At 71.3% G+C, this 13,006-nt stretch carries 13 protein-coding genes; 4 read left to right on the forward strand and 9 right to left on the reverse strand.

What is annotated here, in order from left to right:
* The first annotated feature begins 512 nt into the window (after window positions 1-512).
* A complete protein-coding gene (locus ACYVID_RS16155) occupies window positions 513-866 on the forward strand; it encodes a hypothetical protein (RefSeq protein ID WP_460738792.1) in 354 nt (117 codons plus the stop codon).
* 28 nt (window positions 867-894) lie between these two features.
* A complete protein-coding gene (locus tag ACYVID_RS16160) occupies window positions 895-1,251 on the forward strand; it encodes an ArsC/Spx/MgsR family protein (RefSeq protein ID WP_300644100.1) in 357 nt (118 codons plus the stop codon).
* Between the two features lie 31 nt (window positions 1,252-1,282).
* Here the strand turns inward: ACYVID_RS16160 and ACYVID_RS16165 are convergent, their stop codons facing one another.
* The 3 genes from ACYVID_RS16165 to ACYVID_RS16175 form a co-directional block, all read right to left on the reverse strand.
* Entirely contained in the window at window positions 1,283-1,678 is a 396-nt protein-coding gene (locus ACYVID_RS16165) for an ASCH domain-containing protein (protein WP_460738795.1), read from the reverse strand.
* Window positions 1,679-1,852: 174 nt separating this feature from the next.
* Window positions 1,853-2,908: a CdaR family protein gene (locus ACYVID_RS16170; RefSeq protein WP_460738797.1), complete on the reverse strand. Its 1,056-nt coding sequence runs from the start codon at window positions 2,906-2,908 to the stop codon at window positions 1,853-1,855.
* A gap of 36 nt (window positions 2,909-2,944) precedes the next feature.
* The gene (locus ACYVID_RS16175) at window positions 2,945-4,018 is read right to left on the reverse strand and encodes an alpha/beta hydrolase (RefSeq protein ID WP_460738799.1); all 1,074 of its coding nucleotides are present in this window, start codon (window positions 4,016-4,018) and stop codon (window positions 2,945-2,947) included.
* A gap of 102 nt (window positions 4,019-4,120) precedes the next feature.
* Between ACYVID_RS16175 and ACYVID_RS16180 the strand changes: the two genes are divergently transcribed.
* Window positions 4,121-5,296 (forward strand): serine hydrolase domain-containing protein, encoded by a 1,176-nt coding sequence (locus ACYVID_RS16180; protein ID WP_460738801.1) that lies wholly within the window; start codon window positions 4,121-4,123, stop codon window positions 5,294-5,296.
* Between the two features lie 23 nt (window positions 5,297-5,319).
* Here the strand turns inward: ACYVID_RS16180 and ACYVID_RS16185 are convergent, their stop codons facing one another.
* On the reverse strand, window positions 5,320-5,727 hold the full coding sequence (locus ACYVID_RS16185) for a VOC family protein (RefSeq protein WP_460738803.1): 408 nt from the start codon (window positions 5,725-5,727) through the stop codon (window positions 5,320-5,322).
* 67 nt (window positions 5,728-5,794) lie between these two features.
* Window positions 5,795-6,169 (reverse strand): PLD nuclease N-terminal domain-containing protein, encoded by a 375-nt coding sequence (locus ACYVID_RS16190; RefSeq protein WP_460738805.1) that lies wholly within the window; start codon window positions 6,167-6,169, stop codon window positions 5,795-5,797.
* Window positions 6,170-6,236: 67 nt separating this feature from the next.
* Here ACYVID_RS16190 and ACYVID_RS16195 point away from each other — a divergent pair, with 67 nt between their 5' ends.
* On the forward strand, window positions 6,237-7,004 hold the full coding sequence (locus ACYVID_RS16195; RefSeq protein ID WP_460738807.1) for a tyrosine-protein phosphatase: 768 nt from the start codon (window positions 6,237-6,239) through the stop codon (window positions 7,002-7,004).
* Window positions 7,005-7,043: 39 nt separating this feature from the next.
* On the opposite strand, the gene ACYVID_RS16200 is transcribed toward ACYVID_RS16195, so the two are convergent.
* The 4 genes from ACYVID_RS16200 to ACYVID_RS16215 all read right to left on the reverse strand — a co-directional run bounded on the left by ACYVID_RS16200 (window position 7,044) and on the right by ACYVID_RS16215 (window position 12,988).
* Window positions 7,044-8,219 carry a YihY/virulence factor BrkB family protein gene (locus tag ACYVID_RS16200; protein WP_300644107.1) on the reverse strand — a complete coding sequence of 392 codons (1,176 nt, stop codon included), beginning with the start codon at window positions 8,217-8,219 and terminating at the stop codon, window positions 7,044-7,046.
* 145 nt (window positions 8,220-8,364) lie between these two features.
* Window positions 8,365-9,525, reverse strand: coding sequence for an acyl-CoA dehydrogenase family protein (locus ACYVID_RS16205; protein ID WP_300644108.1), 1,161 nt, complete (start codon window positions 9,523-9,525; stop codon window positions 8,365-8,367).
* Complete coding sequence (locus ACYVID_RS16210; protein WP_460738810.1) at window positions 9,522-11,444, reverse strand: ATP-binding protein; 1,923 nt, start codon at window positions 11,442-11,444, stop codon at window positions 9,522-9,524. The genes ACYVID_RS16205 and ACYVID_RS16210 overlap by 4 nt, the downstream gene beginning before the upstream one ends.
* A complete protein-coding gene (locus ACYVID_RS16215; protein ID WP_300644154.1) occupies window positions 11,441-12,988 on the reverse strand; it encodes an acyl-CoA carboxylase subunit beta in 1,548 nt (515 codons plus the stop codon). The genes ACYVID_RS16210 and ACYVID_RS16215 overlap by 4 nt, the downstream gene beginning before the upstream one ends.
* Window positions 12,989-13,006 lie beyond the last annotated feature (18 nt).

Genomic DNA, 13,006 nt, shown 5'->3' on the forward strand with positions numbered 1-13,006 from the left:
CCGCGGACCGCGGCAAGGCAGACGACGTCGTGTCGGGCAGATCCCATGGCCGTCAGTGGGCAGTTCTCATGACCGCCAGCGGGCAGCTTCGTGGCCGTCTCCGGGCAGTTTCTCGCGGCCGCCGACAGTGTCCCGGTTCAACCTGCTTGAACCGGAACGCCACACAGTGGGCGTACCCGGTCTGGAGCGGGACCAGCAGGGCCCTCGCGATCTGCGGCGCCGGCCGGGCCGAGCCGTGGGAACCTCGCGGGGTGCCGGCACGTCGCAAGGTCGTGAGTGGGACGTACGGCGCTCGGCCGGCCGGCAGTGGACGCCGTACCTCGGCGACGCCGGCGTCGGTCGTCCTCGCCCTGCTGGTCGCCTCCGCCCTCGCCGGCTGCGCGGGGTCCGAGTCAGGGACCGGCCCGGAGCCCGACGGGCCCGCGCCCGCCCCTGTCCCTGCTGCCTCTGGTCGAGCCGCCCCTGTCGCCACGGCCCCCGCCCACGAGGACGACCAGTCGGGCGGGATGGGCGTGCCCCAGCTCTCCGCCCCGGACGCCCCGGACGCCCCGCACCGGCCCCGACCCCTGACCGTGCGCCTGCAGGTGTCGGACCGCGGTTGCTTCCTGGGCACCGTCCCGGGGACGTCGGACCCGCTGCTGGTCGTCTGGCCCGAAGGCACAGCGATCGGCGCTTCCGGAGACGAGTACGTCCTGCCCTCGGGTGCCACCGCGACCGACGGGAGCCGCCTGTCCGCTCGCGGCGCCGTGGTGCCGGTGCGCTCGCTGCCGTCGTACGCCGAGGACGGGTACTGGGCGATGGCCGTCGACTTCTGCACGCCCGACGCCGCCCGGGTGCTGGTCCTCACCGAGGTGCGGGTGCGATGAGCGGGACCCTTGCCGCCAGACTGGGATCGTGGAGATCTGGGTGAACCCGGCCTGCTCGAAGTGCCGGGCCGCGACGGCGGCCCTGGACGAGGCGGGCGTGGCGTACACGGTCCGGCGCTACCTCGAGGAGCCGCCGACCCGCGGCGAGCTCGTGGCGGTGCTCGAGCGGCTGGGTCTGGAGCCCTGGGACGTCACCCGCACCGGGGAGCCCTCGGCCGCGAGAGTGGCCGACCTGCCCCGCACCCCCGAGGCTCGCGAGGACTGGCTCGCCGCCCTGGTCGCCGACCCGCGGCTGCTCCAGCGGCCGATCATCACCGCCGACGACGGTACGACGGTGGTCGGGCGCGATCCCGAGTCCCTGGCCCGGGTGCTCCCGCCGGGCTGACGCGGCCGGACCGGTGGCCGCACGAGGCCGGTCAGCCGACGTACCGGATGCCGATCATCAGCAGGGGCGTGTCGTCGCGGACGTCGCGGCCCTCCGAGGCCCAGAACCTGCGGTGCCCCTCGCGCCAGTGCTCGAGGTCGCGGTGCCCCTCCCCCTCCGACTCCGCGAACTCCCACGGCACCTCGCCGAAGGTCGTCCGCTCCACCGACGTCACCTCGACGACTCCGGCCGGGGTGCCGTCGTCGTGCAGCAGCACCAGTCGCTCGCCGACGTGCTCGAACGCCTCGCCCTCCTGCTCGTACTCCTCGACCAGGCCGGCCGTCGCCCGCTTGCGACCCTCGATCACCAGGCCGTTGAGGCGTGCCCGCATCTCCCCGGGGGAGCCGAGCTCGAGCGACCTCAGTCCGTCGACGCGAGGCCAGGTCACGACGACACCCCTACCCGGACGCCGAGCCCCACCAGCACGGCCACGACGAAGGCGATCAGCATCTCCACGACCTCATGGTCGGCACCGCGGCAGGGTCACGCCAGTCCTTTTGCCGAGGCGACGGCTAGGCGTCTCCGGCCAGGCGCACGACGTGTAAGGGATCGATGTCGGCCGTCACAACCCTCGAGGTGTGGCGATAGGCGCCGGCAGGTCCAAGACGCGCGAGTGGCGCAGGCGCCAGACGAGGTACGCCGTGCCAAGGCGCGTGCGCCCGTAGCCCTCGAACGGGTCGAACCCGAGAGTCGCGATCACGGTCTCAAGGCGCGACTGCATCGTGCTGTGGTGCACGCCGGCTTCGCGAGCGGCCTGCCGCAACGAGTGCGACCGGACCACCGAGGACAAGGTCTCCGCGCCCCACGCGTAGGCCATCACTGCGTCGACCAGCGCGACGTCGGGCTGGAAGGAGCCGTCCGGCGCGTCGGCGAGCAGCCCGATCAGTCCGCCGAAGTCGTCGGCCAGAACCGACCCGACCGCCGGCGGATCGCACAGCCGCAGCGCGACGAGAGCTGTGCGGAAGGAGTGGTGGAGGTCCTCCACCTCGGTGGCGACGCCGACCCCGCTGGGTACAGCGGCCACCTCGTGGGCACTGGCCGGAAGGACCAGCGCGTGGATGGCACCGAAACGCGTTGCAACGACGTCCTCGGGGCCCTGGGGGTGCTCGGGCCACACGGCGAAGAGGGGCGCACAGACCACTCGGTAGCGCGTCCCCGGACGCAGTCCGAGGGTGATCGCAGAAACGCAGCGTGCCTGCACGTCCACCTCGGCATCGAGCAGCAGGCTCAGGTCGCGCCGGTGGTCGCTCTCACGCCCGCGGCCGTGCCGCATGCGAACCGCCAGGGCGAGTCGCTCCAGCACGATGGCGTCGTTGGGCTGCCGCTCCCCGTTCCGCTCCAACCACACTGTCAGTCCGTCGCTCGCATCCTGCTGGAACGCCGGGTCCACCTCCGGTCGTACGTCGGCCGCGTGATGGCCGCGGGGATCGATGCGCACGGTCTTTGCCGGCGTCTCGGAGTGGAAGCCGGCGACGCAGCCAGCGAGCGATGCGGCAGCGGCAAGCAGCGCGCGCGTGTTGACGTTGCCGACCATGAGTTCGTCGAAGCAGGCGATGACGCGCAGCCCGAGGCTCGCGCTCGGGTCGAGCCGGGCAATGCGGCCGAGCAGCTCCTGCACGACGACCTCCTTCTGCGAGCGAGCGTAGTCCGGTTCTCAGTCGGCGATGATCCGCTCGACCCAGTCGTTCCTGGCCCGGATCATGGCGCGGCCGACGGAGGTATGGGCGGCAAAGATGTCGCATGCGTGGAAGGCCCCCGACCACACGTGCAGCTCCGCGTCACCGCCCGCACGCCAGATCCCGTCCGCGTAGGCGATCGCCTCGTCGCGGAAGATCTCGGCGGCACCCACGTCGATGAACGCCGGAGGCAGGCCCGAGAGGTCCGTTGCGCGGGCGGGGGCGGCGTACTCTGACACCGCCTCGGTGCCGCGGGCGTCGCCGAGCAGAGCAGTCCAGCCGGTCTCGTTGCTGACGCGGTCCCACACGCCGATGCCGTCGAACTGATGGGTCGAGGCCGTGGTGCCGCGGTCGTCGAGCATCGGGTAGTCGAGTACCTGACCCCGTAGCGCCGGTCCGTTACGGTCGCGGGCTGCGAGCGCAAGGCCTGCTGCGAGCCCACCTCCGGCGCTCGCTCCCGCGACCACGAGGCGGTCACGCCGCAAGCCCCAATCCCCTGCACGCGAGGCAGCGGCCTCGAGCGCGGCGTACATGTCGTCGAAGGGGTACGGGTGCGGGTGCTCAGGTGCCAGCCGATACTCCACCGTCACGAGGACCGCGCCGAAGTCGGACACCCAGTCGAGAACCAGGTCGATCCCGCTGAAGCGGTCGCCGAACATCAGCCCGCCCGAGTGCGCATATATCACCCCCGGGCGCTCACCGGGCGCATCCTTGGGACGCAGCACCGACACGGCGACCTCGTGCCCGTCCGGAGCGACGACCACGTCGTCGGTGCAGACGATGCCCTTGGCGACGAGGAGGTCCTCGATGGGCGGGGCGGCGTACGACACGCGCATGAAGTCGATGAGGTCGGGCGTGATCGTCGGCGGGAACATGCCGCCGACCACCGCCAGGCCGGCCCGCAGTTCGGCGTCGAACGGCGGGCGCGCGACCGGCTGCACCTTGGCTGTCACAGGTCTCTCCACATCGTGCGCAATCAGGGAGTCGCAGTTCGGGCGCCTCAGTAGATCGGCGGGGTGGCCAGCCTGCCACCGCCATGTGGCGGTCGTCACTCCTCCGACTCAGACGTCTTGTCGGTTCCCACTCGCCACGGGTTGCAAGACGGTGGTCGGCAGCCGGACGGAGGAACCGTCCCCGCACTCTGAGGAGCAGCCATGGCCACACACATCGACGGATCCGGGATCGACCGCGTGCTCACCGACGCCGTGTCGGACGGTGCTGTGCCGCACGTCGCCGCGATCGTCGCCGACCGCGACGGCGTCCTCTACGAGGGCGGGGCCGGGATCCGCATAGCGGGAGAGTCTGATGACCCGGTCGGCACCTCCACCCACTTCCGCATCATGTCGATGACCAAGATGGTCTGCACCGTCGCTGCGCTGCAGCAGAAGGAACGTGGCGAGCTCGACTTCGACGCTCCGGTGGAGGAGTACGTCCCGGACTTTGCCGACGTCAAGGTGCTCGAGGGGTTCGACGGGGACGAGCCCATCCTGGTCGAGCCGCGCACGAAGGCCACGGTTCACCACCTCGTGACGCACACCTCTGGCCTGGGGTACTGGTTCTGGAACGACCAGCTCGTGAAGTACGAAGCGGCGACTGGCGTCCCGAACGTCGTACCCGGATCGATGGCCGCCTTCGGTGCACCCATGACGGCGCACCCCGGGGAGAAGTACGTGTACGGCATCAACACCGACTGGCTCGGCCGCGTCGTGGAGGCCGTCGCCGGCAAGAAGCTGGACGCAGTCATCGACGAGGGCATCGCTGGCCCGCTCGGCATGAGCAGCACCACGTTCCACCCGGACCAGACGCAGATGGACAACGCCGTCACCGTCCACGTGAAGGGCGAGGACGGCACATGGGCGTCGGCCGGCAACATCCTCAACCCCGAACCCGACTGGTGGGCGGGCGGCCACGGCCTCTTCTCCACCCCCCGCGACTACATCCGCTTCGAGCAGGCGCTCCTGCGAGGAGGCGAGCTCAACGGCGTGCGCATCCTGGACGAAGCCACGGTCGACGCCGCCTTCACCAACCAGATCGGCGACCTCGACTTCCCCGCCGAGATCCCGACCGCGGACCCGCCGATCACCGACACGATGTATGCCGGACCCGGCAACAAGTGGGGCTACGGACTCCTGCTCAACAGCCACGACATCCCTGGCCGCCGCCGCGCCGGCACCGGGTCGTGGGCGGGGCTCTTCAACACCCACTTCTTCATCGACCGCACGACCGGCATCTGCGCCTCGATCTACACCAACTCGCTGCCCTTCATCACGCGTCACGAGGCCTGGAAGCTCTACGGAGACTTTGAGGAAGCGGTGTACGCCGCGCTCTGATCGGGCTCGTCAGAGGACGTCGGTCACCCGGGGAGTCCCTGCGCGGCCATCCACTCCGGGTCCGGGGCCACGGGCTGCACGAGCTCGACGACGAGACCACCCGGGCCGGAGACCTGGCAGCGCCGCTGCCCCCATGGCTCGGTGCGGGGCGCGGTCAGGACCTCGACGCCGGCCCCCGCCAAGCGGGAGTGGTGTTCGTCCACGGCGTCGACGACCAGCGCCAGCATCGCCCCGGACACAGCGGGCCGGCCCTGCCACGTGTGGTGCCCGCGGTCGACGAAGTCGACGGTCACCGCGACGTCCGGGTGGCGAGTGCTCGCGTACCAGCCGAGGTCGACCAGCACCTCGAACCCCAGGTGCTCGGCGACCCAGCCGCCGGCCCCGCTCGCGTCCTCCACGGCGTACGCCGCCGCGACCTGCTCCACCTTCATGACTGCTCCTCCCGACGGCCAGGAAGTCTGCCGCACGGCGGTCCGGGCCGATCGACCTCCCCCCGGCTCAGCCCGGCTGCTCGCCCGGGTCGCCGGCCCCACCCTGCTCACGGCGCCGCTTCTCCTCGGCCTCGTACCTCGCGCGCGCCCGCTGCTCCTCGGCGCGTGCCCGGACCTGACGCAGGAACTCGGCGTCCTTGGCCGGGTCGGAGGCAATCATCCGGCCGGGCCGCTCGTACTCGGCGTACGGCGAGGACGCCGGAGGCACGGGCTTGGGCCGACCGACGAAGAGGTAGACCAGCGAGCCGACCAGGGGGAAGAGCAGGATCATCACGATCCACGCCCACTTCGGCAGGTTCCGCGGCTCGCGGGTGCCGATCACGTCGACCAGGCAGAAGACGGCCAGGGCGAAGGCCACGACGGCGGGCAGGTAGCGGATCACCCGCGCAGTCTCCCCCGCCCGGGCCGAGGTGTCACGCGGCCCGGGCGCACCTGACATGCTGGCCGGCGTGGACGAACGTGCCGACGAGGGCTACGAGCTGACCCGGCTGGCGAGCGCCGACAACTTCCGCGACGTGGCCGGCCCGGGCTACCTCGCCGCCGACGGCGTGCGGCTGCGCCGCGGCGTGCTCTTCCGCTCCAACGAGCTGCAGCTCAGCGACGTCGACGCCGGGGCGCTGCGCGACCTCGGCATCCGCGACGTGCTGGACCTGCGCGACCACCCGGAGGTCGAGGCCCACCCCGATGCCGAGGTGCCCGGGGCGGCCTGGACGCACGTGCGGGTCCCCGGCATCCCGATGGACGACGTCGCCACCCTCACCTCGCGCGAGGAGGGCCTGGCCACCATGAAGCGGGTCTACCGCGTCTTCGTCGAGGACGACGGCGCCCGGGCCGCGTTCGGCGAGCTGCTCACCGTGCTCGCCGACGCCGAGCACCCGCAGCTCTTCCACTGCACCGCCGGCAAGGACCGCACGGGCTGGGCGAGCGCCCTGCTGCTGCGCGCCTGCGGGGTGCCGGAGGAGACCGTCGTCGAGGACTACCTGCTCACGAACCGCTTCGGCGGGACCTGGGCGAAGTACCTCGGCATGGTCCGCGAGCACCTCGGCGAGGACAAGGTCGCGGTCTACGAGACGGTCATGGTCGCCGACACCGCCTACCTTGCCGAGGCCGACGCCGCCGTCGCCGAGCACTTCGGCGACCTCGAGGGCTACCTGTACGACGGCCTGCGGATCACCCGCGGCACCGTCGAGTCCCTGCGCGCCCGGCTGCGGGGCTGAGCCCGCAGCCCCGGGCGGCCCGGGCGTCCAGGAGGCCCGTCAGGGGGTGCGCCCGTGCGGGGCGTCGTGCGGGGTCTCGCGCGGATCCTCACGCGGAGTCTCGCGCGCGGGCCGCGGCTCGTCGGCCTCCCCGGTCCCGACACCGGCCTCCGCGCCGTCGACGTCCGAGGCCCGCAGCACCGTGGTGGGCGGCTGCTTGCGCAGCTCCTCCAGCCGCGGCGCCGGTTCCACGGCCGCCGCGTCGGTGTCGGTGAAGTGGACGTCGATGACCTCGTTGACCTTGTGACGCTGCGCGCGCACGTAGTAGGTGTACGCGCGGCGGTCGGCGGCGGTGAGTTCGACCTTGTCGGTGAACAGCGTCATCAGCGCGCGGGGGTAGAGCCGGCGCGCCAGCACGACGTTGATCTCCATCCCGATCACGCCCATCACCGCGGCGATGTAGAGCAGCCCCATGAGGCCGAGGACCAGCGCGAACGTGCCGTTCATGCCGCTGGTGCCACTCAGCACCGCGGTGACGTAGAGCGTCCCGACGAACTGCAGCGCCTGCAGCATGAGCGCGACGGAGAAGGCACCGGGCGCGGCCTGCATGAAGCGGAGCCGACGAGCCGCGGCCAGCCGGAACAGGTAGGTCAGCACCAGGCCCACGAGCGCGACCGAGACCAGTCGGATCAGCCAGCGCAGGTTGCCGCTCATGTCGCCGCCGAGGGCGTCGGTCTCCGAGCCGACCGCCGAGAGGATCGAGAGGCCGAGGATCGCCAGGCCGGCCGAGCCGAGGAGCACCAGGCTCTTGAAGCGCAGCACGATCGGGTTGGGCCGGGAGTTGCGCGGCACGGCCCAGGCGATGTTCTGCGCGTTCTGCAGCGCCTGGCCCAGGCCGAGGGAGCCGTAGAGCGCCGTCAGACCACCGACGACCACGGCCGTCGTGGAGCCGGTCAGGCCTTCGGGCCGGCCCAGCTCCTCGCCGATGATCGGGAACTGGCCCAGCGCGGAGCTGAGGACCGCCTCCTGCAGCTGCGGGTCGCCCTGCAGCAGGAAGCCGAGGATCGAGGTGGCCAGCAGCAGGAGCGGGAAGATCGCGATGAACCCGTAGTAGGTGATGATCGCGGCGAGGTAGGGACCCTGGTCGTCGACGTACTTGTAGAAGACCGCGATCGGCACCGACAGCACGCGACGGCGCCGCTGCACACCGTCGAGCGTCGTCGCGATCCGTCCCACGGGGGACGACGGTATCGGTAGGGACCCGGCTCAGGGCTCAGCGATACCCGGTTACCCGGGTGTCCGTGCACATACCGGCCACTGCAACACCACCGAAGTGCGGCGATACCCGGGTACCCGGGTATCGCCGCACCCCCCAGCAGCCTCAGTAGGACTTGGGCAGCCCGAGGGAGTGCATCGAGACGAAGTTGAGGACCATCTCGCGGCTGACCGGGGCGATGCGACCGACCCGGGCTGCGACGAGGAGGGCGGCCATGCCGTACTCCTGCGAGATGCCGAAGCCGCCGTGCGTCTGCACCGCGCGGTCCGCGGTGTCGCACGCTGCCTCCGCAGCGGCGTACTTAGCCATGTTCGCGGCCTCGCCGGCGGCGAACTCGTCCCCCGCGTCGTAGAGCGCGGCGGCCTTCTGGGTCATGAGGCGTGCCATCTCGATCTCGATGTGGCTCTGCGCCAGGGGGTGCGCGATCGCCTGGTGACCGCCGATCGGGCCGTTGAAGACCTCACGCTCCTTGGCGTAGGCCACGGCTCGCTCCAGGGCGTAGCGAGCCAGGCCGGTGCTGAACGAGGCACCCATGATCCGCTCGGGGTTGAGGCCGGCGAACAGCTGGGCGAGCCCGCCGTTCTCGTCGCCCACCAAGGCATCCGCAGGCAGCCGGACGTCGTCGATGAAGACCTGGAACTGGCTCTCCGGGCTGACGATCTCCATCGGGATCGCGGTGTACTCGAAGCCGGGAGCGTCCGTTGGAACGACGAACAGGACCGGCTTGATCTTGCCGGTCTTGGCGTCCTCGGTGCGTGCGACGATCAGGACGTTGTCGGCCTCGTCGACCCCGGAGATCCAGATCTTGCGGCCGTTGAGGACCCACCCGTCGCCGTCCTTGCGGGCGGTGGTGGCGATGTTGTGGGTGTTGGTGCCGGCGTCGGGCTCGGTGATGGCGAAGACCATCGTGCTCGTGCCGTCGCAGATGCCGGGCAACCACTTCTGCTTCTGCGCCTCGGTGCCGTACCGGCTGATCACCGTCCCGCAGATGGCCGGCGAGACGACCATGAGCAGCAGGGGACAGCCGGCGGCTGCGAGCTCCTCGCACACAGCAGCCAGGTCGCCGATACCCCCACCCCCGCCGCCGTACTCTTCGGGGACGTTGATGCCGAGATAACCGGCCTTCCCGATTTCCAGCCACAGGTCCGTGGTCTTCTGGCCGGCACGCGCCTGACCGGTGAAGTAGTCGTGTCCGTACTTGCTCGCCAGACGCGCGACCTGCTTGCGCAGCTCCTGGCGCTCCTCGGACTCGGTGAACGTGCTCATGCCTGCTCCTCTGCTGCTTCGACCACTGCCATGACTTCTCCCGCGGCGACCTGCTGACCGGTCGTCACGCCGAGCTGGGTGACCACGCCGTCGGTCGGTGCGCTCACGGTGTGCTGCATCTTCATCGCCTCCAGCACGAGCACCGGGTCGCCCGCGGCGACCTGCTGCCCCTGCTCGACAAGGACCTTGACCACGCTGCCCGGCATCGGCGCCAGCAGCGAGCCGCTCGCGACCTGGTCGGCCGGGTCCACGAACCGCGGCACCCTGGTCAGGCGGACGTGCCCGCCCGGTCCGTCGACGTCGACGACCTCGCGCCCGGGCAGGCCGGTGACCGTGCAGGCGTACGTCGTCGCGACGCCGTCCCGCTCGAGCGTGACCGTCTCCGGGGCCGCGGCCAGGACGCGCACGTCCTCGGCCGTGTAGCCGTCGCGACCGCCCCACCACTCCGCGGTGACCTCGGTGTCACCGACCGTGAACGTGGTGCGCTGCGGCTGGCTCGGCACGTTGCGGAACCCGACCGGGATCCGCTGCTGGACCGCGCGCGCGACCCGGTGGGCCTCGGCGATCGCCAGCGCGGCCGCGAGCGGCGCGTCCCGGTCGGCCTCCCGAGCCGGCGGCGCCCAGTCGGTGAGGAACGCGGTGCTCACCTCGCCGCGCAGGAACGCGGGGTCGGTGAGGATCGCGACGAGCTGGTCGCGGTTGGTGGTCAGCCCGTGGATCCGGCTGCGGCGCAGGACGCCGGCGAGCTGGCGCGCGGCCTGCCCGCGGCTCGGTGCGTGCACCACGACCTTGGCCAGCATCGCGTCGTAGAAGGTCGAGACCTCGCTGCCGGAGACGAACCCGCGGTCCACCCGCACGCCCGGCTCGGAGCCGTCCGCGCCGGGGATCTCGAAGGTGGTGAGGAGGCCGGACTGCGGCTGGTAGTCCGCGGCCGGGTCCTCGGCGTAGAGCCGGACCTCGATCGCGTGCCCCTGCACGGGTCCGGCAGCCGAGGCCGGTGCGCCCTCGGCCGCCGCCAGCTGCTGGGCGACCAGGTCCACCGCGTGCACGAGCTCGGTGACCGGGTGCTCGACCTGCAGCCGGGTGTTCATCTCCAAGAAGAAGAACCGCTCCGTCTCCTCGTCGTAGAGGAACTCCACTGTGCCGGCGCCGCGGTAGTCGATCGCCTCGGCGGCCGCCCGGGCCGCCTCGTGCATGGCGGTGCGCACGTGGTCGGGCAGACCCGGGGCGGGCGCCTCCTCGACGACCTTCTGGTGCCGGCGCTGGATCGAGCAGTCGCGGTCGCCGTAGACGACCGAGCCGACGACCTGCACCTCGACGTGGCGGCCGCGCTCGACGTACGGCTCGACGAACACGGTGCCGTCACCGAAGGCGGAGGCCGCCTCCTCGCGTGCCTTCGCGATCTCCGTCTCGAGGTCGGCCAGCGACCGCACGACGCGCATGCCGCGGCCGCCGCCACCGGCGGAGGCCTTGACCAGCAGCGGCAGGTCGGCCTCGGTCGGCTGCTCGGGTGCCTCCAGGACGGGCACACCGGCGGCCTTCATCAGCTCCTTTGCGCCGATCTTGGAGCCCATCGCGGTGATCGAGGCCGGGTCGGGCCCGACCCAGGTCAGGCCGGCGTCGACGACGGCCTGGGCGAACTCCGCGTTCTCGGACAGGAAGCCGTAGCCGGGGTGGATCGCGTCGGCGCCGGCGCGGCGGGCCGCGTCGAGGACGCGGTCGACCCGCAGGTAGGTCTCGGCCGGCGTGCTGCCGGGCAGGCGTACGGCGACGTCGGCCTCGGCCACGTAGGGCAGGGCCGCGTCGGCGTCGGAGTGGATCGCCACCGTCTCGATGCCGAGGCTGCGGCAGGTCCGGAAGACCCGGCTGGCGATCTCGGCACGGTTGGCGACGAGCAGTCGCGAGATCTGTCGCTTCATGGGCGGAACACCCCGAATCGGTCGGTGCCGGCGATCGGCTTGTTGCGGATGACGGACAGGCAGATGCCCAGGACCGTTCGGGTGTCGCGCGGGTCGATGACGCCATCGTCGTACAGCATCCCGGAGAGGAAGTGCGGCAACGACTGCTCCTCGATCTGGGCCTCCACGACTTCCTTGATCGCCCTGAATCCCTCGGCGTCGAAGACCTCACCCTTGGACTCGGCTGACTGGCGGGCGACGATCTCGAGCACGCCGGCCAGCTGCGCCGGACCCATGACCGCCGACTTCGCCGAAGGCCAGGTGAAGAGGAAGCGTGGATCGTAGGCGCGGCCGTTCATGCCGTAGTTTCCGGCACCGTAGGAGGCACCCATGATCACCGTCAGGTGCGGCACGGTGGAGTTGGAGATCGCGTTGATCATCATCGCGCCGTGCTTGATGATCCCGCCCTGCTCGTACTCCTTGCCGACCATGTAGCCGGTGGTGTTGTGCAGGAACAGCAGCGGGGTGTCGGACTGGTTGGCCAGCTGCACGAACTGCGTGGCCTTCTGCGCCTCCTCGCTGAACAGCACGCCCTGGGCGTTGGCGAGGATGCCGACCGGCTGGCCGTGGATCGAGGCCCACCCGGTCACCAGCGAGGTGCCGTAGAGCGGCTTGAACTCGTCGAAGGCCACGGCGTTGGTCGGGCTGACCCCGTCGACGATCCGCGCGATCACCTCGCGCGGGTCGAACGGCTCCTTGAGGTCGCTGGGGATCAGGTCGAGCAGCTCCTCGGGGTCGAGGTCGGGCTCGGCGTACGACGGGGCCGGGTCCTTGCGGGCCCGGTCGAGCCGCGCCACGATGCGCCGCCCGATCCGGATCGCGTCGAGCTCATCCTCGGCGAGGTAGTCAGCCAGTCCGGACGTCCGCGCGTGCATCTCGGCACCGCCGAGGCTCTCGTCGTCGGACTCCTCGCCCGTGGCCATCTTCACCAGCGGCGGACCGCCGAGGAAGACCTTGGCCCGCTCCTTGACCATCACCGTGTAGTCGCTCATGCCCGGCACGTAGGCACCGCCGGCGGTGGAGTTGCCGAAGACCAGCGCGACCGTCGGCTCCTTGCGCGCGCTGGCGCGCGTCAGGTCGCGGAACATGCGCCCACCCGGGATGAAGATCTCCTTCTGCGACGGCAGGTCCGCTCCGCCGGACTCGACCAGCGAGATCGTCGGCAGACCGTTCTCCTGGGCGATCTGGGAGGCCCGGAAGATCTTCTTCACCGTGATCGGGTTCGACGCACCCCCCTTCACCGAGGGGTCGTTGGCGCTGATCAGGCACTCGACCCCCTCGACGACACCGATGCCGGTGACCACGCTCGCGCCGACGGGGAAGTCCGTCCCCCAGGCTGCCAGGGGCGAGAGCTCGAGGAACGCCGAGCCCTCGTCGATCAGCAGCTCAATCCGTTCGCGGGGCAGCAGCTTGCCGCGCTTGTGGTGGCGGGCGACGCTGCGCTCACCGCCGCCGGCGACGGCCTTGGCCTGCTCGGCGTGGAGCGCCTCGATCTTGGCCAGCATGGCTTCGCGGCGCGTGGG

The organism is Nocardioides ginkgobilobae (genome assembly GCF_054781275.1).